Annotated in this window: 18 protein-coding genes; 6 read left to right on the plus strand and 12 right to left on the minus strand. The window is 71.9% G+C overall.

What is annotated here, in order from left to right:
- Positions 1–7: 7 nt before the first annotated feature.
- Positions 8–565 carry a TetR/AcrR family transcriptional regulator gene (locus tag WFJ36_RS00795; RefSeq protein ID WP_292786865.1) on the minus strand — a complete coding sequence of 186 codons (558 nt, stop codon included), beginning with the start codon at positions 563–565 and terminating at the stop codon, positions 8–10.
- Positions 566–683: 118 nt separating this feature from the next.
- On the opposite strand from WFJ36_RS00795, the gene WFJ36_RS00800 reads away from it, so the two are divergent.
- Positions 684–1,718: an aldo/keto reductase gene (locus WFJ36_RS00800; RefSeq protein ID WP_292786862.1), complete on the plus strand. Its 1,035-nt coding sequence runs from the start codon at positions 684–686 to the stop codon at positions 1,716–1,718.
- On the opposite strand, the gene WFJ36_RS00805 is transcribed toward WFJ36_RS00800, so the two are convergent.
- The 8 genes from WFJ36_RS00805 to WFJ36_RS00840 all read right to left on the minus strand — a co-directional run bounded on the left by WFJ36_RS00805 (position 1,715) and on the right by WFJ36_RS00840 (position 10,002).
- Positions 1,715–2,395 (minus strand): HAD-IA family hydrolase, encoded by a 681-nt coding sequence (locus tag WFJ36_RS00805; RefSeq protein WP_336642444.1) that lies wholly within the window; start codon positions 2,393–2,395, stop codon positions 1,715–1,717. The two genes, WFJ36_RS00800 and WFJ36_RS00805, sit on opposite strands and share 4 nt — an antisense overlap.
- 111 nt (positions 2,396–2,506) lie before the next feature.
- Positions 2,507–3,199, minus strand: a complete 693-nt coding sequence (locus WFJ36_RS00810) for an ABC transporter ATP-binding protein (protein ID WP_071327384.1) — start codon at positions 3,197–3,199, stop codon at positions 2,507–2,509.
- Positions 3,196–4,968 (minus strand): branched-chain amino acid ABC transporter ATP-binding protein/permease, encoded by a 1,773-nt coding sequence (locus WFJ36_RS00815; protein ID WP_071327383.1) that lies wholly within the window; start codon positions 4,966–4,968, stop codon positions 3,196–3,198. Before WFJ36_RS00815 ends, WFJ36_RS00810 begins: the two co-directional genes overlap by 4 nt.
- Positions 4,955–5,815, minus strand: coding sequence for an ABC transporter permease subunit (locus WFJ36_RS00820; protein ID WP_336642445.1), 861 nt, complete (start codon positions 5,813–5,815; stop codon positions 4,955–4,957). The genes WFJ36_RS00815 and WFJ36_RS00820 overlap by 14 nt, the downstream gene beginning before the upstream one ends.
- An 80-nt stretch (positions 5,816–5,895) precedes the next feature.
- Positions 5,896–7,062, minus strand: a complete 1,167-nt coding sequence (locus WFJ36_RS00825; RefSeq protein ID WP_071327381.1) for an ABC transporter substrate-binding protein — start codon at positions 7,060–7,062, stop codon at positions 5,896–5,898.
- Positions 7,063–7,094: 32 nt separating this feature from the next.
- Positions 7,095–7,517 carry a nuclear transport factor 2 family protein gene (locus WFJ36_RS00830; protein WP_292786842.1) on the minus strand — a complete coding sequence of 141 codons (423 nt, stop codon included), beginning with the start codon at positions 7,515–7,517 and terminating at the stop codon, positions 7,095–7,097.
- 48 nt (positions 7,518–7,565) lie between these two features.
- A complete protein-coding gene (locus WFJ36_RS00835; RefSeq protein WP_336642446.1) occupies positions 7,566–8,354 on the minus strand; it encodes a MoaF C-terminal domain-containing protein in 789 nt (262 codons plus the stop codon).
- Positions 8,355–9,045: 691 nt separating this feature from the next.
- Positions 9,046–10,002 (minus strand): helix-turn-helix domain-containing protein, encoded by a 957-nt coding sequence (locus WFJ36_RS00840; RefSeq protein WP_292788830.1) that lies wholly within the window; start codon positions 10,000–10,002, stop codon positions 9,046–9,048.
- A gap of 106 nt (positions 10,003–10,108) precedes the next feature.
- Here WFJ36_RS00840 and WFJ36_RS00845 point away from each other — a divergent pair, with 106 nt between their 5' ends.
- Positions 10,109–11,230, plus strand: coding sequence for a DUF998 domain-containing protein (locus WFJ36_RS00845; RefSeq protein WP_336642447.1), 1,122 nt, complete (start codon positions 10,109–10,111; stop codon positions 11,228–11,230).
- Between the two features lie 21 nt (positions 11,231–11,251).
- On the opposite strand, the gene WFJ36_RS00850 is transcribed toward WFJ36_RS00845, so the two are convergent.
- Positions 11,252–12,109: a MurR/RpiR family transcriptional regulator gene (locus WFJ36_RS00850; protein WP_071327377.1), complete on the minus strand. Its 858-nt coding sequence runs from the start codon at positions 12,107–12,109 to the stop codon at positions 11,252–11,254.
- Positions 12,110–12,211: 102 nt separating this feature from the next.
- On the opposite strand from WFJ36_RS00850, the gene WFJ36_RS00855 reads away from it, so the two are divergent.
- The 3 genes from WFJ36_RS00855 to WFJ36_RS00865 all read left to right on the plus strand — a co-directional run bounded on the left by WFJ36_RS00855 (position 12,212) and on the right by WFJ36_RS00865 (position 14,791).
- Complete coding sequence (locus WFJ36_RS00855; protein WP_336642448.1) at positions 12,212–13,102, plus strand: BadF/BadG/BcrA/BcrD ATPase family protein; 891 nt, start codon at positions 12,212–12,214, stop codon at positions 13,100–13,102.
- A complete protein-coding gene (murQ, locus tag WFJ36_RS00860; protein WP_071328097.1) occupies positions 13,092–14,024 on the plus strand; it encodes an N-acetylmuramic acid 6-phosphate etherase in 933 nt (310 codons plus the stop codon). Before WFJ36_RS00855 ends, murQ begins: the two co-directional genes overlap by 11 nt.
- 104 nt (positions 14,025–14,128) lie before the next feature.
- Positions 14,129–14,791: an SDR family oxidoreductase gene (locus WFJ36_RS00865; protein WP_336642449.1), complete on the plus strand. Its 663-nt coding sequence runs from the start codon at positions 14,129–14,131 to the stop codon at positions 14,789–14,791.
- 28 nt (positions 14,792–14,819) lie between these two features.
- Here the strand turns inward: WFJ36_RS00865 and WFJ36_RS00870 are convergent, their stop codons facing one another.
- Both WFJ36_RS00870 and WFJ36_RS00875 read right to left on the minus strand, forming a co-directional pair.
- Positions 14,820–16,808: a primary-amine oxidase gene (locus WFJ36_RS00870; RefSeq protein ID WP_336642450.1), complete on the minus strand. Its 1,989-nt coding sequence runs from the start codon at positions 16,806–16,808 to the stop codon at positions 14,820–14,822.
- Positions 16,809–16,911: 103 nt separating this feature from the next.
- Positions 16,912–17,496 (minus strand): TetR/AcrR family transcriptional regulator, encoded by a 585-nt coding sequence (locus tag WFJ36_RS00875; RefSeq protein ID WP_336642451.1) that lies wholly within the window; start codon positions 17,494–17,496, stop codon positions 16,912–16,914.
- Positions 17,497–17,562: 66 nt separating this feature from the next.
- On the opposite strand from WFJ36_RS00875, the gene WFJ36_RS00880 reads away from it, so the two are divergent.
- Positions 17,563–18,093, plus strand: a complete 531-nt coding sequence (locus tag WFJ36_RS00880; protein WP_336642452.1) for a hypothetical protein — start codon at positions 17,563–17,565, stop codon at positions 18,091–18,093.

An 18,093-nucleotide genomic window follows, 5' to 3' on the forward strand; every position in this document is an offset into this window, starting at 1 on the left:
AGGCGGGTCAGGGCTGAGCGGCGGCCGTCGCGCGGTAGCGGAGGCCGTCCACGAGCAGTCCGACCAGGGTCAGGCTCTGCTCCTCCGACCCTGCGGACTGGCAGAGGTTCGCCGCGGCGTAGAGCAGCTGCGTGGCGTCGACGTCGGCGCGGATGGTCCCGGCTGCTTCGGCGGCGCGCAGCAGGCCGTCGAGGGCGCCCCCGAGATGGGCGGTGAAGTACGCGGGCAGCGCCTCGAAGGCGGGGTCGCCGGAGTGCAGGGCGGCGGCGAGTCCCCGCTTGGTCGCGATGAACTGCGTGAACCGCTGCAGCCAGAGGGCGAGCGCCTCGTCGGGCTCGTGCGCGGCGGCGAGCTCGGCGGCCGCCTGCTCCGTGGCATCCACGGCGGTGCGGAAGACGGCCACCACCAGATCCGAGCGCTGCGGGAATCGACGGTACAACGTGCCCACTCCGACGCCGGCACGATCCGCGATCGCCCTGGCGGGCGCGTCGACCCCGTTGGTCGCGAAGACCTCGCGCGCGGCGTCGATGAGGGCGTCGGTGTTGCGGCGGGCGTCGGCGCGCATGGATCCTCCGAGGGTTGCGTAAACGGAACAGTGTTCCGTATGCTTCCGGAAGAGCGTTCCGCTTCGGTCAACGATAGGACACCGGACGGCGGGATGCCAGCCACGAAAGGAACCGCTCATGCACTACCGCACCCTCGGCCGCACCGGCATCCGGGTCAGCCCCTTCGCGCTCGGCGCGATGATGCTCGGCACGGACGGCCGCATCGGCAACGGCGACGAACAGGACTCGATCCGGATCGTCCACCGGGCCCTCGACGCGGGCATCAACGTCATCGACACCGCGGATCGGTACTCGCAGGGCGGGTCCGAGGAGCTCCTCGGCAAAGCGCTCGTCGGGCGCCGCGACGACGTCGTGCTCGCCACGAAGTTCAACGGGCCGATGGGCGACGACCCCAACCGTCGGGGCAACTCCCGCCGCTGGATCATGCGTGCCGTCGAGGACTCGCTCCGCCGGCTCCGCACCGACCACATCGACCTCTACCAGGCGCACCGTCCCGACGACGGCGTCGACCTCGAGGAGACGCTCTCCGCCCTGACCGATCTCGTCCGCAGCGGCAAGGTCCGCGCGATCGGCAGCTCCGACTTCCCCGCGTCGATGCAGGTCGAGGCGCAGTGGACGTCCGAGCGCCGCGGGCTCGAGCGCTTCCGGACGGAGCAGCCGACGTACTCGATCCTCAACCGCGGCATCGAACGCGAGGTCCTGCCGGTCGCGCAGCGCTATGGCCTGGGGACGCTGGTCTGGAGCCCGCTCGCCGGCGGCATGCTGACCGGGCGGTTCCGGAAGGGACAGCAGACCGATCTCGCCAGGGCGGGCATGTTCCGGCACAACCAGGACGAGCGCCGGATCGACGCGGTGGAGCAGGTCGTCGCCCTGTCCGAGGAGAGCGGCATCCGGATGACGCACCTCGCGATGGCCTTCGCGATCGCGCACCCCGGCGTGACCAGCGCGCTGATCGGACCGCGGTCGATGGAGCAGCTCGACGACCTGCTGGAGGGGGTCGACGTGGCGCTGAGCGACGAACTGCTCGACCGCATCGACGAGATCGTCCCGCCGGGCTCCGATGTCGGTCGTCTCGATCAGCAGTACAACCCGCCCGCGGTGCTCGAGCCGGTCCTCCGCCGGCGTCCGGCAGCCGACCGCTCCGCCGCCTAGTCGGCGGGGCCGCTCCCGCCCGCGCGTCCGTCGATGCGGAGCTCGAAGCCGTCGTCGGTCGGGACCACGGCGACGTGCGTGAGGTCGTCGACGTGCACGGTCGGGGCGTGGGCCCCGGCGTGCGGGCCGATGCCGATCACGCGCATGCCCGCGGCGTGGGCGGCCTGGATGCCGGCGCCGGAGTCCTCGAACACGACGCAGTCCGCGGGGTCGATGCCGAGGGTGCGGGCGGCGAGGAGGAAGCCCTCCGGATCGGGCTTCGAGGCCGAGACGTTCTCCGCCGTGACGGCGAGCTCGGGGACCGTGAGCCCGGCCTGGCCCATCCGCGCGGTCATGAGGGCGACGTTGGCCGAGGTGACCACCGCGTGCGGGAACGGCTGCAGCGCGGCGAGCAGGTCCTCGGCACCAGGGATGCCGATCACACCGTCCACGTCGGAGGCCTCGGTCGCGAGCATGACCTCGTTCTCGCGGAGGTTGATCGCGTGGTCGCGCTCGGGGAGCAGGATCGCCATGCTCTGGTGTCCCTGGCGCCCGTGGACGGTGCGGAGCACGGTCTCCGGATCGATCCCGTGCGGCTCCGCCCAGGCGAGCCAGAGGCGCTCCACGACGGCGGTCGAGTCGACGAGGGTCCCGTCCATGTCGAGCAGGGCGGCGCGGGCGTGGAGGATCTCGGTCACTCCCTCAGGCTAACCCCCACGCCGCCGACCCACCCCCTTTCGCGCGCCCCGGCCCCTTGCGCACGTACGCAAGGGGCCGGGAGGAACGCAACGGGGTGGGTCGACGGGGAGTCAGCCCCCGAGGTAGGCGCGGTGGAGGAGGGCGGGGTCGTCTTGGAGGGCCTGCGGCGCGCCCTGGAACGACACGCGGCCGCCGGCGACGACCACCGCCTCCTGCGCGAGACCGAGTGCGAGCTGCGTGAACTGCTCCACCAGCAGCACCGCCACCCCGGACTCCGCGATCGACGAGACGATCGGCATCAGGCGCAGGAACACGACCGGCGCGAGGCCCAGGGACATCTCGTCGATGAGCAGCACCCGGGGCTTCGCCGCGAACGCCCGCGCCAAGACCACCATCTGCTGCTCCCCACCCGACAGCAGCGCCGTGGGGGAGTCGATGCGCTTCTCCAGCTCCGGGAACTGCGCGAGCACGGCTTCGATCTCGCCGGCCGTGCGTGCCGTGAGGGAGAGGTTCTCGCGCACGGTCAGCGACGGGAACACGGCCCGCCCCTGCTCGATGTGCACGATGCCGCGCCGGGCCCGCGCCACGCGGGAGAGCCGGTCGATCGGATCCCCGTCCAGCAGGATCGACCCGGACGAGTGCGGCGTCACGCCGGACACCGCCTCGATCAGGCTCGTCTTGCCCGCCCCGTTCGGGCCGACCAGGGCCAGGACCTCGCCGCCGGCGACCCGCAGCGAGACGTCCGAGATGACCGGTCCGGCACCGCGGCTCACCGTGACGCCGTCGAGCACCAGTGCGCTCATTTCAGCAGCTCCGTCTCTCCCATGTACGCCGTGACGACGTCGGGGTTCGCGAGGACCTCCGCCTGCGGGCCGCTCGCCAGGACGCGGCCGAAGTCGAGGACCGTGAGGGTCGGGCACACCGAGCGGACGAGGTCCAGGTCGTGCTCGATGATGATGAGGGCCACGCCGTAGCGTCCCGGGAGCTCGCGGAGGCGAGCCGCGAGCGCCAGATGCTCCTCGTGCGAGAGGCCCGCGGCGGGTTCGTCGAGGATGAGCAGGCGCGGGCGGGCGGCGACGTTCGCCGCGACCTCCACGAGCCGCCGGGTGCCGACGTCGACGCTCGAGAGGCGCGCCCGGGCAGGCGGGCACCCGAAGAACGCGAGGACCTCGTCGATGTCCGCCGCGGCGAGCCGCCGTCTGGCCACGAAGCGCACGTAGCCGCCCACCGTCAGCGCCGGAGGGACGCGGTCCTGCTGGAAGGTCCGTCGCAGTCCGAGCCGCGCACGCCGCGTGGGGGAGAGGCCGGCGAGGTCGCGGTCGCCGAGGAGCACGCGGCCCTCGTGCTGGGGGAGGAAGCCGCTGATGGCGTCGACGAAGGTCGACTTCCCGGCGCCGTTCGGACCGATGAGCCCCATGATCGAGGCGGCGGGCACCGCGAACGAGACGTCGTCGAGGGCCTTGAGCGCCCCGAACCGCACGGTCAGGCCGTCGACCGTGAGCACCGGAGCGCCGTCGAGGGCGGCCTCGTCGACGGTGGCGGTCGTGGTCGTGGTGATCGCCGTCGCCTCGGTCCCCGCGTCCGGCGGGAGTGCCGTGAGGTCCGCGGTGGCCGTGCGCCGGTCGGCCCGCCGGTACAGGAGGTTGCGGATGCCCTGGCCGAGGTTCGTGCCGCTCGTGAGGGCCTGCACTCCCAGCACGCCGAACACGACGAAGCCCCAGTCCTGCGGCACGCCCCAGCGCTTGAGCAGCTCCGGCACGAGCACCCAGAGGAGTCCGCCGAAGATGGCCATGTCGATGAGGTGCGCGCCGGACATGATCGCCAGCACGTACAGCGCGAGGGACTGCAGCGGCGTGAAGCTCGAGGCGAAGGGGAGCTGCACCTGTCCGGCGAGCAGCCCGCCGGAGATGCCGCCGAGGGCCGCCGACACCGCGAACGCCGTGAGCTTCGCGGTGCGCACGCTCTGCCCGGCCGCGGCCGTGCCCCGCTCGGAGAACGCAACGGCCTTCCAGCTCGCGCCCCACCGGCCGCGCTGCAGGAAGAACACCGCCAGGCCGCAGACGGCGAGCACGACGATGGAGAGGAAGAAGAACTCCCGGTCGCTCCCGAACAGCGCCGGTCGCTCGATCGCGATGCCGTCCGCGGAGCCGGGGAACTGGATCTGCACGAGCGTGACGTCGGCCGCCGCGGCGAAGCCGAGCGTCACCACCGCCAGGTTCACCCCGCGCAGCCGCAGGGCGGGGAGCCCGACGAGGATGCCGACGAGACCGGCCGCGACACCGCCGAGCACGAGCCAGACCAGGAACCCGCCCGGCGCCTGCATCACGTTCAGCAGCGAGACGATCCAGGCCCCGACCGCGGCGAACGTGAGCTGGCACAGGGCGATCATCCCGGCCGAGCCGGTCACGATGCCGAGGCCGAGGATCGCGATCGCGGCCGTGACGGCGCTGATCGCGAGGAAGACGAAGTAGCCGGGAAGGGCGGCACTGAGCAGCGCGCCCACGCCGATGCCGACGAGGGCGACGGCGAACGGCCAGGTGATCCGGAACCAGGGGCGGTCAGCGAGCGGCATCCCACACCTCCTTGCGTTGCGTCCACAGCAGCAGGACGACGATGAACAGGAACGGCAGGAAGTTGCGCGCGAGCGCCACTTCGTCGATCTGCGCGACGAGTCCGCCGAGGACGCCGAGGAGCAGCCCGCCGACGACGGCGAGGTCGAGCCGGCGGAAGCCGCCAAGGAGCGCGGCCGCGGCGGCGGGGACGATGAGCATGGACAGGCTCGTGGCGTCGTTCGACTGCGAGGGCGCGACGATGATGATCGCGATGGCGCTGATGATCCCGGTAACGAACCAGACGGCTATCGACAGCGGCCGGGAGCGGATGCCGAGCAGCTCCGCCGTGGTCGGCCGCTCCGACAGCGCGCGCAGCTGGGTGCCGACCCGGGTGCGGCGCAGCACGATGCGGACGGCGACGGCGGTGACGACGGCCATCGCCACCGTCGCGACGGTGACCTGGCTGATCACCACGCCGCCGAAGGAGAACGCGGGGCCGGCGATGATCGGGGTGAACGGCTGCGGCTTGTTGCCGAACAGGATGAACGACAGCGAGATGAGCAGCAGGAGCGGGCCGACCGTCATGGCAGAGCGGTTCGTCGTCGAGGCCTCCGACAGCCAGGTCGCGGCGATGAACCCGATCGCCGCGGCGAGCAGGCCCGCGACGAGGACCCCGAGGATCGAGCCCAGCCAGATGGGCAGCCCGATCTCTCGGACGAACCACACGGCGGTGAACGCGCCGAACATGCCGGTCGCGGCCTGGGCGAAGTTCACCACGCGCACGAGGCGCGACATGAGGGTGAGGCAGACGCCGAGGACGGCGTAGAGGCCGCCGGCGGCGAGACCGGCGATGGCGCCTTGGAGCATCAGGCGTCCTTTCTGGTGAGGGGCCCTTCGACAGGCTCAGGGACCCAGGGTGGGTCGCTGAGCCTGTCGAAGCGCGGGGACTATTCGCCGATCCGGAGCCAGTCGTCGGCGACCTTCTCCCAGGCGTTCGTGCCCGACTTCAGGACGATCGGCCAGCCCGCGGTGTTCTGCGTGCCGAAGGCGTAGGGCGTCCCCACCATCGGGTTCTCGATCGGGTCCATGCCCTTCAGCGCCTCGGAGACGCTCTCCCGGGTGATGTCGCCGTCGATGCTCTTCAGCACCTCGATGAAGTACGTCGCCGCGAGGTAGCCGCCCTGGCTGAACGAGGTGAGGGGGATGTCGTTCTCCTCCATCAGCGCCCGCCAGTCCGCGTTGATGTCGCTGTCGTCCGTGAAGGGATAGAACTCGGCGGGGACGTAGATGCCGGCGCCCGCGTCGTCGATCGCGTCGGCGAAGTTCTCGCTGTAGACGCTCGTGAGGTAGAGCCAGGTCACGTCGTCCCAGCCCTGCGCGTTCGCGGCCTTGACCTGTCCGATCGCGTCGGGCTCGACGGGGTTGATCGCGAGGGCCTTGCAGCCCTGGTCCCGCGCCTTGACGATGTAGGGCGTGTAGTCGGAGGCGCCGTACGGCACGGTGTCGTCGACGTACTTCGGCTCCTTGCCCGTGATCTCGGTCCACCTGTCGATCGCGGCCTGGTAGGTCGGGCGGGTGGAGCCGGCGATCTCCAGCAGGATGCAGATGTCGTCGAGTCCGAGCACCTCGGAGCCGTACTGCAGCGTGAGGGTCATGTCGTTGAACGGGCCGACGTTCGCCGGCGAGATGTTCTCGCTGTCGAAGCAGCCCGTGTCGACGCCGATGCCGGGCACCGAGAGGATGCCCTCCTGCTCGTAGTACTTCGCGTTGATCTCGCACTCGATGAGGCTCGCGGAGCCCACGAGCGCGACGGCTTCGTCGCTGCCCACGATCTCCCGCGCCGAGGCGGTGGCCGTGGCGGGGTCGCCCTTGTCGTCGAGCATCTTGTACTCGATGGTGCGGCCGTCCAGGCCGCCTTCCTCGTTGAACGCGTCGAAGACGGCGGCGGCCGCCTGCGACGCTTCCGGGAACGTCGCCGGGCCGCTGATCGTGTTCACGGAGCCGACGACGATGGGGGCGCCGTCGCCCCCGGCTCCGTCGCCACCGGCGCAGCCGGCGAGAGCGAGGGCGGCCACGGCGATGACCGCCGCGGTGCCGGATGCTCGTCTGTTCATGTGCTTCTGCCTCTCCTGTTCGGGTCCTGCTGTCAGCTCGAAGGCTGGGTCTCGGTGCTCGTCGACGGCGCGCGCAGAGCGCGGTTCACGAGCTCCGTGTCGGTGAACTGCTCGAAGGCGACGATCTCGCCGCCCGCCACGCGCCAGACGTGGGCCACCCGGGCGGCGAAGAACCGCCCGGTGCGCTTGTAGGTGCCGGAGTAGGTGCCGATGCCGACCACGACGTCGCCGCCGTCGACGACCTCGTCGATCGCGACGGTGTAGTCGTCCCACTCCTCCTGGATGCGGCCGAAGACGTTGTCGGCGACCGCGTCCGGGCCGATGTACGTTCCGGCGTAGGGGAACCCGGCGGCCTCCGTCCACTCGATGTCGGCCGCGAAGGGCGCGAGCATGCCGTCCAGGTCGCCCCGGTCGTTCGCGGCGTAGTGGTCGCGGATCAGGTCTGCGTTGCTCATGTGCTCTCTTTCGTTCCGGGTCCCCGAGCCCGTCGAAGGGTCGAGGGGTCAGACGGGCTGGGCGTCGGGGTAGGCGACGGCGCCCAGGGGGTAGATGTGTCCGCCGGCGCGGGAGTGCTCGGACTCGCCGTCGCCGTTGAGTCCGAGGAAGATGCCCGTCGTCATGAGCTGGTAGCCGAGGTCGTGCAGCCAGACGCTCGCCACTGCGATCCGGAACTCGCGGAAGCAGAACAGGTAGAGGCCGTCCGCGAACTTCCACACCGTGGAGAGGTCCATGTCGCCGTGACCGCGCTGGACGCCCTCGAGGCACTGCCACGCGTAGCGCTGGCTGGAGACGTAGACGTGCTCGTACAGGTGGTGGGGGCTGTAGCGGTAGATGTTCCGCTTGCCGATGAGGTCGCGGCTCGGACCGGGGACCTCTCCGGTCGCGGGGCCGGCGTCGGTGGTCGCGGCCCAGAAGTCCTGTCCGACCTGCGGGGTGCCCTCGACGGCCTCCGCCGCGATGCGGGAGCGGATGACGGTGGCGCGGTGGGTCGTGGTGGAGAACACGACGGTGAGGGCTTCGCGCTCGCGGGTCTCGAAGGGGATGTTCACGAAGACGACGTCGTCGCGCACGCGGACCGCGTCATACGGGTCGCGGCCGGAGGCGCCCCCTCCCTCCCACGTCACGGAGTCCTCGTCGAAGCGGAGCGTGAGGGTGGCGTCGTCGTCCAGGGTGAGCGTGAGCGTGGTTCCGGCGAGCGTCGTGTTCGGCAGGCGGAACGTGTCGATGCCCGCGGCGAACTCGTCGTACGTGCGCCATTCGTCCAGAGCGGGGTCGGTGGAGATGTCGGTCATGAGGGTCCTGACGTCGCACACGGCGGGGCCTCGTCGCCCCGGGCACCGCGTCGTCGCGATGCGCTTGCCTCATGCTCCGGCCGGGCCGGGGGAGCCCTCAAGCGCGCGGCGTCCATCCCGCGCCGAGAGTCAACCGGCGTGCCCTCCCGGGCAAGCCCCCGCCCCCGCCGGTTCCGCCCCCGGTCCGTCCCCGCAGCCCCCGCAGCCCCCGTGCGGGACGGGAAACGCCCCTGCCGGACGTGCAGGGGGCCCGTTCCTGATCCCGCACCGCCGTTCCACCCGCCGCCGCCCCGGTGCGAGACGGGTGCCTCTCGTCGGTGCGGGATCGAAAGTGCCCTCGCCAGACGCACGTCGGGTGCGTTCTTGATCCCGTAACGAGTCCCGCGTCCCGCCCCGTACGGTGCGGGGTCGAAAGGGCTCCTGTCGGTCGCGGGTGCGGTGCGTTCTTGATCCCGCACTCGGACGGCGCGTGCCGTCGCGCGCAGCGCATCGGTGCGGGATCAGAATCGTCCCTGTCGGTCGCGGGTGAGGCACGTTCGTGATCCCGCCCGGGGATCTCATGCCCGACGCGTTGCGTGTGGCGTCGCCGTGGTGCGGGATCGAAGGTGGCCTTGCCGGACGGGGATGGGGCGCGTTCTTGATCCCGCGTCCGGGGCGGGGGAGGGTGCGGGCGGGACGGGGAGGACGGGAATCAGTGGATGGCGCGGTACTCGCTGGGGGAGACGCCGAAGGCGGCCTTGAATGCACGGCTGAAATGCGCAGCGTCGACGAAGCCCCAGCGGGCGGCGATCGCGGCGACGGGGCGGTCGGCGAGCATCGGGTCGAGGAGGTCGCGGCGGCACTGCTCCAGGCGGCGCGTGCGGATCCAGGTCGACACGGTCACCCCCTGCTCCTGGAACAGCCCGTGCAGATGGCGGGTGGAGATGAAGTGCGCCGCGGCGATCGAGGCCGGACCGAGGTCTGTGGAGGCGAGGTTGCGGTCGATGTGCGAACGGATCCGCTGCATGAGGGCGCGGTGCGGGTCGGCGGAGGCCTGGTCAAGACCGAGCTCCCGCGTGAACACGGTGGTCACGAGGTCGAGGGCGCTGTGCGCGAGCCGAGCCCCCGTCGTGCCGGCCAGCTCGTCGAGGTTACCGGCGAGCTGCGTCAGGTACGGCACGACCATGCCGCCCAGCCCCTCCTGCCCGGAGATGCGGACGGCCGTGAGCTGCCCGATCATGTCCGCGGGCAGGCTGATGAGGTGCTTCGGGAACATGACCACCATGGTGCGGAAGTCCTGATCGAAGACGAGGGAGTACGGCCGATCGGTGTCGTAGACGGCGAGGTCGCCTGGCTGCAGCACGGCCTCGCGGTCGTCCTGGATGAGCAGCCCTGTCCCGGCGAGCATCAGGCTCACCTTGAAGTACGACCGGTCGCCGCGGGCGATGAGCTCGGTGGTGCGCTCGACGACGTGCGAGGTGGCGCGGATGTCGTTGACGTGGACCTCGTCGACGGCGGCGCCGCGGATCACGCCGCGGAACTGGTCGGCGCCCGCGGAGGACACCTGCAGCGGGACGAACGACTCGGAGACGGCGGCGCGGAACTCGCTGATGTTGCGCGCGACGAGGGTCGACACCGATTCGGCGGGGGTGGTGAGGGCACCGTTCATGACTGATCACCTCGGGCTGGTGGGAACGACGACGTTGTATACGATCCGTTCCGCGATGCTACCACCGGCGACGACCGCGCGGGGGGTGCCGTCTAGGATGTGGTCCGTGAAGGACGGGATGATGTCGACGGTGGGGCAGCGGATCCGGCACGTGCTCCGTCAGGTGCGCGGTCCCGCCACCTCCGACGCGGTGTTCGAGGCGACGGCGCTGATCGTCGGCGCGGCGTTCCTGCTGGTGGGGTTCCTCGTGGCCCTCCCGGTGTTCTGGGGGCACCAGCTCTCGATCAGCGGCACCGGCTCGATCGGCATGTTCGCGGCGTACGGCGGTGCGATCGCGGCCGCGCTCGCCTTCGCCCTGGGGCGCCTCGCCGTGCGGGCTCCGGAGGTCGACCCGTCGGTCGCGAGGGACGGATTCGCGGTCCCCGGCGACCGGCTCCGCTGGTACGACCTCGCCGCCATCGCCTACCTCGGCTGGCTCGGCATCGCGCAGCTGCTGGAGCAGAGCTTCGTCGACGCCCCGGTCTTCGCGTTCCCCGGGGCGATCCTCGTCGCGGTGGCCTTCGCGCTCACCGGCTACGTCGCCTTCCTCAGCGCGGTCGCGCTGACGCCGACCGTGCTGTCGCTGGTGCTCGCGGTGTTCCTCGTCGTGGGCGCGTTCGCGGCGATGCTGGCGTCGAGCGACGTGCACTGGTGGCGCGACAACCTGTCCGCGCTGGGCATGAGCAGCAACAGCGCCTCGGTGGCCTTCAACGTGACCCTCATCATCGCGGGGGTCATGGTGACGACCATCTCCCGCTATGCGACCGCGGGGCTGCCCGTCGACGACCCGGTCGACCGCCGTGGCCGGACGATCGTGCGCGGGGGCCTCATCCTCATGGGGATCTTCCTCGCGTGCGTGGGCATCTTCCCGGTGGACGAGTTCTTCGGCCTGCACAACACGGTCGCGACGGGCATGGCGGTGGTGTTCGCGGTGATCGTCGTCGGCCTGCCCTGGTTCGTGCGCAGCATCCCGCGGGTGTTCGTGGGGCTCGGCTGGGCGTACGTGCTGGTCATCGTGCTGCTGGGGGCGTTCTTCGCGGTCGGCTACTACAACCTCACGGCGGTCGAGCTCATCGCGGCCGTGCTGATCTTCAGCTGGATCATCGTGTTCCTGCGCACCGCCGGGGCCATGGGGACTCCGGCGACGCACGCGGACGGACTCGCCGCCGCGGACGTCGAGACGGTTTGAGTACCGTCGGCCCGCGGGGCGTCAGTCGCGGAGGAGGCGCGTCGCCTGACGCGTGCGCTGCAGGGCGTCGACGGTCTCGGCGTACCGGCGCTTGGCGACGCCGATGAACAGGCAGTCCACGAGCGCGAGCTGGGCGATCCGGCTCACCATCGCCCCGGCGCGGAAGGTCGACTCGCGCACCTCGGTGAACAGCGCATGGTCGGCGACCTGGGCGAGGGGGGAGTCCTTCACGGAGGTGACGGCCACCGTCGTCGCGCCGTTCGCGGCGGCCGCCTCGAGGAACCGCACCGTCTCGATGGTCGACCCCGCATGCGAGAACCCGATCGCGACGGTCGTGCCCACGGGGAGGACGGCGGCGGCGATCGCCTCGTGGGGGTCGGAGAGGACGTGGGCGTTGCGGCCGACGCGGAGCAGCTTGTGCGCGAGGTCCTCCGCGACGAACTGGCTGGCGCCGATGCCGTAGAGGAGGATCCGGTCGGCGCCGTCGATGGCCGCGACCGCCGCCGTCAACACGGCGAAATCGAGCTGCCCGACGGTTTCCTCGATCGCGAGGAGTTCCAGGGCGGCGAGCTTGGAGACGGCCTCCTCCAGGGAATCCTCGTCGGAGATCTCGGAGCCGTAGGCGCCGCGGGCGGAGAACTGGGCGGCCTCCTTGCCGAGCTCGGTGGCCAGGGCCATGCGCAGCGGGGCGTAGCCGGTGAAGCCGATCGCCCGGCAGAACCGGACGACGGACGCGACCGAGGTGCGGCACTCCGTCGCGAGCTCGCTGATCGTCTTGTCGATCACGAGGCTCGGGTTCTCCCGCACGGCGACCGCGACGCGGGCCAGGGACGGGGGCAGGGTCGCAGCGGCGGCTTCGATCGTCGACTGGATGCTCACGGTATCCTCCGGAACGGCGGAACGGGATGGTAAATTCTTTTCAGCGAGTCTACGTGTTGTGTAGTCGCTTTTCTTTCTTTCCGCCGGATCCGAGGAGTGCCGATGAGCGAGACGACCGCCACCGTCGACCTCGGCAAGTCCCGCTGCCGCCTCGTCGTGCACGGCGCGACGGCCGGGGAGCGCTCCGGGATCGGAGCGCCGGGCCTCGCCGCGGCGGGCGGAGTGGAGGCGGCGCTCACCGCGATTCTCCCGCTGCTCGACGATGTCGAGCGCATCGACACGCTCGGCGTGGGGGCGGCCGGCGCCTGGTTCGCCCCGGAGGCGGCCGCGGAACTCGCCGCCGCGCTCGCCGCACGGACCGGAGCGCGCGTGGCCGTGGCGTCGGACGTGGTCACCGCCCATGCGGGCGCCCTCGACGGCGCGGCCGGCGTGCTGCTCATCGCCGGCACCGGGGCCGTGGCGCTGGGCGTCGACCCCTCCGGTGCGCGTCTGGTCGACGGCTGGGGCCCCGAGCTGGGCGACTTCGGCAGCGGATCCTGGCTCGGCCGCGAGGCGTTGCGTGCCGTGCTCCGTGCCCACGACGGGCTGGCCGCGCCCACCGCCCTCACCGCGGCGCTCGCCGCCCCCGTCGGCCCGCCCTCGGCCGTGCAGGCCTGGCTCGCCGCCGACGGAGCCCTCGCCCGCCGTCTCGCGACCCTCGCGCCCCTCGTGCTCGCCGCCGCCGCAGACGACGACGCCGTCGCCCGCGGGATCGTCGACGAGGCTGCCCGGCTCCTCGCGGCGACGACTGCTGCGGCCGCCGGGGCGACCGAGGACGTCGCGCTGCACGGTGGCCTCACCGACCACGACGGCTTCCGCGCCGCCCTGACCCGCGCTCTGGACGCGCGCGGCCACCGCGTCGTCCCCGCGCGCGGCGGCGCCATGGACGGGGCCCTGCTGCTGACCCGTCGCCTCGATCTCCCCCATGAAAGGTTCGTGCACCGTGCCGAATGACTCCCGTCTGACCACTCTCCTCGCCGAGCTCGCGGGCCTCGATACCGAGGCCTCCACCACCGAGCGCGGCGACCTCGACCTGCTGAGCACGACTGAGCTCGTCGAGCGCATGAACGCCGAGGACCGGCGTGTGCCCGAGGCCGTGGCCGGACGCACGGCGGAGATCGCGGCGGCGGTGGACGGCATCACGGAGCGGTTCCGCCGCGGCGGTCGTCTCATCTACATCGGCGCGGGCACGGCCGGACGCATCGGCGTGCTCGATGCGAGCGAGTGCCCGCCCACCTTCGGCACCGACCCGTCGATGGTCGTGGGGCTCATCGCGGGCGGGGAGACGGCCATCCGCTCGGCGGTGGAGAACGCGGAGGACGACGACGAGGCCGCGGCCGTGGCTCTGCGCGACCTGGACCTCACCGGCCTGGACACGGTGGTGGGGATCTCGGCATCCGGCCGCACGCCCTACGTCATCGGCGGGCTGCGGTACGCCAGGGGCCTCGGCGCGCTCACGGTGGCGATCGCCTCGAACGCCGGGTCGGCGATCGGCGCGGAGGCCGAGATCGCGATCGAGGTCGTCACGGGGCCGGAGTTCATCTCGGGCTCCACGCGGCTGAAGTCCGGCACGGCGCAGAAGCTCGTCGTGAACATGCTGACGACGCTCTCGATGATCAAACTCGGCAAGACGTACCGCGGGGTCATGGTCGACCTGCTGGCGACGAACGAGAAGCTGCACGCCCGCTCGATCCGCACGGTGTCGCAGCTCGCCGGCGTCGACGTCGACGCCGCGTCCGCCGCGCTGGAGGCCGCGGACGGTTCCGTCAAGCTCGCTCTGCTCCTGCTCGCGACCGGAGCGTCCGCCGAGACCGCCGCGGCGGCACTGGCGGCGTCCGACGGCATCCTCCGCGACGCGATCGCCGCCCTCACCTGAGCCGGTCGTCGCTCTCCCCGCGGTGCGGGATGCGAAAAGCTCCGGACGGGAGCCATCGGGGCACCCTTTCGCACCCGCGACGGGCCGCCCGCTAGCGTGAGGGCATGCCCCTCGTTCTCGTCACCGGCGCCGCGCGCGCGAACAGCATCGCCGCCGGCATCGTCCCGCGGCTCCGTGCCGACGGCTGGACCGTCGTCACCAGCGACCTCCACGACGCCGATCACCCCGCCGACCTCTCCACCGCGGACGGGCCGGAGCGCCTGATCGCCGAGGTCGCGGAGGCACACGGTCCGCTCTCCGCGCTCGTCCTCAGCCACGCGCACGACGTCGAGTCCGGCGTGCTCGACACCACGGCGGAGAGCTTCGACCGGCACGTCGCCGTGAATGCGCGAGCGAGCCTGCTCCTCATCGCGGCCTTCGCCCGGCAGGCCGAGGACGGCGGCGCGATCGTGGCTCTCACGAGCGATCACGTCACCGGGAACCTGCCGTACGGAGCGTCCAAGGGTGCGCTCGACCGGCTGGTCATCTCCGCCGCGCGCGAGCTCGGTCCGCGCGGCATCTCCGCCAACGTCCTGAACCCCGGCCCCATCGACACCGGATGGATGGACGACGAGACGCGCGCCGGCCTCGCCGGGATGACGCCGCTCGGGCGCCTCGGCACCCCGGGCGACATCGCCGCCGTCGTCTCGTTCCTCGTCTCGGACGAGGGGCGCTGGATCTCCGGGCAGCTCCTCCAGGCCGACGGGGCCTTCTCCGCCCGCTACTGATCGCGCGGCGGAGCGAGCCCGGGCGCGCTCAGTGGCCGCAGGCGCAGGAGTCGCCGCCGCAGCAGGAGGCCGTCGCCGCCGCGCCGCCGTGCGCCTGGGAGGACTCCGGCACGTCCATGGCCGGGTTCTGGTCGAGGAAGCCGTAGGGCTTGAACCAGAATCCCGCGTAGTCCACGGGCATGATCGGCCAGTCCTCCGGGCGGGGGAAGTGCGTGAGCCCGAAGGTGTGCCACAGCACGATGTCCTCGCCGTCGATCCGGCGATCGTCGGCCGTGTACTCCGGGAGGCCGGCGCCGCCCTGGTGCGCGTTGGGATAGCGCCCGGCCGGCCAGATCTGGCCGTGCTCGTATCGCGTCGCCCAGAGGTGCTTCGTGGCGAAGGCCGCACGGGCAGCGACCGACGACGCGGGGTCGGCCATCAGCAGGGCGGTCGGCTCCGGGACGAGGTGATACGCGGTCGGGCGGCCGACGTGGTTCGTCCGCGAGGCACTCTGCACCTCCCACACCCGGGCGACCGAGGAGTCGGCCTCGCGCCGGGCGGCGTGCTCGGTCTCCAGCACCGTCTCCGACCAGGTGAAGGCGTTGCCGAACGGGTTGTCCGGCCCCAGGGGCACCCGCTGCGCGTCCACCTCCACGAGACGGTTGTCCTGGCCGTCGATCGCCACATCGAGGCGCGCGCAGAACAGGTGCTGGTGGACCGGGGCGAAGACGCCGGGAGCGAGTTCGGTGGCGTGCTTCTGGCGGACACCCGGCTCTCCGGCGGCGGCGAACACGATGCCCGTGGCCTTGGCGACGACCTCGATCGAGCCGTCCAGGCCGAAGTTCCAGTAGAAGCCGTAGTCGTAGTTGCCGATGGTGGAGAAGTACGAGACGACGAAGCGCCGCGAGCGCCGCACGTCGGAGCGCCCGGAGAGGTCGGTGTGCTTCCAGAGGATGCCGTAGTCCTCCTCGTGCATGCAGATCACGTTGGGGATGCGGACCGGGTGGCCGTGGTCGTCGGCGACGTAGCCGTCGAGGTACCGGATCACGCCGAGGCAGTCGCAGCCGAGCTCCAGGTGGTTGGCGTTCTTGCCGAGGAGATACTCGCCCGCGTCGAAGTAGCTGATCCAGTAGCGCCCGGGGGCGGTGTCGCCGTAGGGCACGACCATCTCCGGCACGCTCGCCCGGTGCAGCACGGAGCGCCCCTGGAACGACACGTCGTGCAGCACGAGGCCTTCGCGGGCGTTGAAGCCCACGCGCATCGACCAGCCCTCCCACTCGACGAGCGATCCGGAGACGGCGAAGCTCGGCCCCTCCGGCTGGGTGATCTCGATGGGCTTCAGCGTCGTCCGCGCCGCGCCCTGCACCTCCGGGTAGTAGTTGCCGTGTCCGGCCGGGACCGGCACGTCGCCCTCGTCCTCGACGCGGATCACGCTGTCCGTGGTGAGGTCGATGTGCACGATCAGCCCCTCGACGGGGTGCGCCCACGGGGAATCCTGCTCGTCGTATCGGAGGAAGGTGAGGGACCGGATCACGCGGCGGCCCACCTCGTCGGCCCGGCCCGTGTAGCCCGGGGCCAGGGGGGAGCAGAAGGCGAGGGCCATGTGGTCCGTCAGGCCGCGACGGCGCATGGCCGCCTGCCATTCCGGCGAGGCCTTGGCGATGGCCTCGGCCCGCTCGTACTCCTCGAACAGGTACTGCGGCTGGCCGTAGGGCGGGGCGTCGTTGGGCACCCGCTCCTGGCGCACGACCTCGCCGCGGGTGATCGAGACGATCACCTCGGTCGCGACGCCGGTGGCGGCGTCGAGCAGCGTCACGTCCACCCGGCGGTCGATGGGGGAGCCGGGGCGCCAGGCCGCGAGCTCCTCCTTCGTGGCTTCGTCGGGGAGCAGCATGGGCACGCGGGTGGTCGCCGTCAGCAGGCCGGCCGCGTCGAGCACCGCGCGGGCGGCGGCGATCTCGGCGCCGGTGAGCGGATCGAGCGGATGCGGAGCGGCGATGGGCTCGAGGGAGACGGGCTGCGGGGAGTGCGGGGACATCGTTGACCTCACTATTTTCGAGCGAACGCTCAAGAAACGGGTTGGCACGATGATACGACGGCGTGCACGGGTGCACAACCGTGGCGTGTGGGCGATGTCGAGGTCAGCGTCGCCAAGGGGCGAGGATGCTGTCGAGGACCGCGAAGTGCGCCGCCGGCGTCTGCGGCTCCGTGACCTCGACGACCTGCTGGCCGTAGGTGATCGAGCGCAGGAGGGCGAGGAGGTCGCCGGTGGGGGTGTCGGGGCGCAGCTCGCCGTCGGTCGCCGCCTCGTCCAGGGCCTCCCGGATGCTGTCCTGCCACGTCGCGAGAGTCGGCGCTCCGGCGTCGGGGGCCGGGGCGAGAGTGGCCAGGCGCCCCCAGAAGCCGACGACCACGTGCGCCTCGGTGCGGGTGCGCTCGTCGACGGGGAGCACCTCGCCCATCAGGGCCCGCAGGCGGGCGAGGCCGCGCAGTCCGTCCGTCGCGGCGGCGATGCGCTCGTCGGTGCGGCGGGTGACCTCGGCCGCCGCGGCGCGGACGACGTCGTCGAAGCCGTCGAAGTAGTGCCACAGGGAGCCGGTCGCGACGCCGAGCTCCTTCGCGACCGCCCGCGAGGACACGCTCTCGTGCCCGTCCCTGGCGGCGACGACGAGCAGCGCGTCGGCGATCTGACGGCGACGCTCATCATGGTCGACGATGCGGGGCACGTGCTCATTGTGTCGCATCGCGACGGGGTCTCGCTTTTTTGAGCGATCGATCAATATACTTCGGCTGTGGACTTCCTGCTCCCGGCAGCATCGTGGCTGATGGCGGCGGCGGGGCTCGTGTCGGCCGGCGCGTGCCTCGCCGCGCGTCGTGCTGTGCCGTGGCAGGGGCGCCAGGCCGCGGTGGTGATGGCGGTGGGGATGCTGCTGATGGCGACGGGCGGCGCGGGAGCGCTGGGCGCGCTGCTGCTCGGTGCCCTGATGCTCGCGTCCGGCATGATCGGCACGATGGGCGTCCGCGGGGCGGCATCGGCGGCCGGCTGCTGCCACCGCGCTCTCGGGGCGCTCGTGATGGCGATTTGCGCCTTCCACGGTGCCGCCGGAGCGGGCGGTCAGGACGTGACGTCCGCGGGGCACACGGGGCACAGCGTCGGCGGTGCGCTCGGTGCGCTCATCGTGCTCGGCACCCTCGCCGTCGTCGGGTGGACGCTCGCCGCAGCCCTGCGTCCGACGGAACATCGAGGTCGTACTGCCCGGCTGCTCGCGGTGGAGTCCTGGGCGATGGCGGTCGGGGTCGTCGCGATGGGCGTCGCCGGCTGA

It is taken from the genome of Microbacterium sp. MMO-113 (genome assembly GCF_037148555.1).
In the GTDB taxonomy this organism is placed as follows: domain Bacteria; phylum Actinomycetota; class Actinomycetes; order Actinomycetales; family Microbacteriaceae; genus Microbacterium.

Coding starts and splice junctions, on each gene's coding strand:
- WFJ36_RS00830 (WP_292786842.1), bottom strand. CDS start 7,517: ATGAGCAACGCAGACCTGATCCGCGACCACTACGCCGCGAACGACCGG.
- WFJ36_RS00870 (WP_336642450.1), bottom strand. CDS start 16,808: ATGTCCCCGCACTCCCCGCAGCCCGTCTCCCTCGAGCCCATCGCCGCT.
- WFJ36_RS00855 (WP_336642448.1), top strand. CDS start 12,212: ATGAGCGAGACGACCGCCACCGTCGACCTCGGCAAGTCCCGCTGCCGC.
- WFJ36_RS00815 (WP_071327383.1), bottom strand. CDS start 4,968: ATGCCGCTCGCTGACCGCCCCTGGTTCCGGATCACCTGGCCGTTCGCC.
- WFJ36_RS00800 (WP_292786862.1), top strand. CDS start 684: ATGCACTACCGCACCCTCGGCCGCACCGGCATCCGGGTCAGCCCCTTC.
- WFJ36_RS00820 (WP_336642445.1), bottom strand. CDS start 5,815: ATGCTCCAAGGCGCCATCGCCGGTCTCGCCGCCGGCGGCCTCTACGCC.
- WFJ36_RS00840 (WP_292788830.1), bottom strand. CDS start 10,002: ATGAACGGTGCCCTCACCACCCCCGCCGAATCGGTGTCGACCCTCGTC.
- WFJ36_RS00825 (WP_071327381.1), bottom strand. CDS start 7,062: ATGAACAGACGAGCATCCGGCACCGCGGCGGTCATCGCCGTGGCCGCC.
- WFJ36_RS00865 (WP_336642449.1), top strand. CDS start 14,129: ATGCCCCTCGTTCTCGTCACCGGCGCCGCGCGCGCGAACAGCATCGCC.
- WFJ36_RS00810 (WP_071327384.1), bottom strand. CDS start 3,199: ATGAGCGCACTGGTGCTCGACGGCGTCACGGTGAGCCGCGGTGCCGGA.
- WFJ36_RS00795 (WP_292786865.1), bottom strand. CDS start 565: ATGCGCGCCGACGCCCGCCGCAACACCGACGCCCTCATCGACGCCGCG.
- WFJ36_RS00835 (WP_336642446.1), bottom strand. CDS start 8,354: ATGACCGACATCTCCACCGACCCCGCTCTGGACGAATGGCGCACGTAC.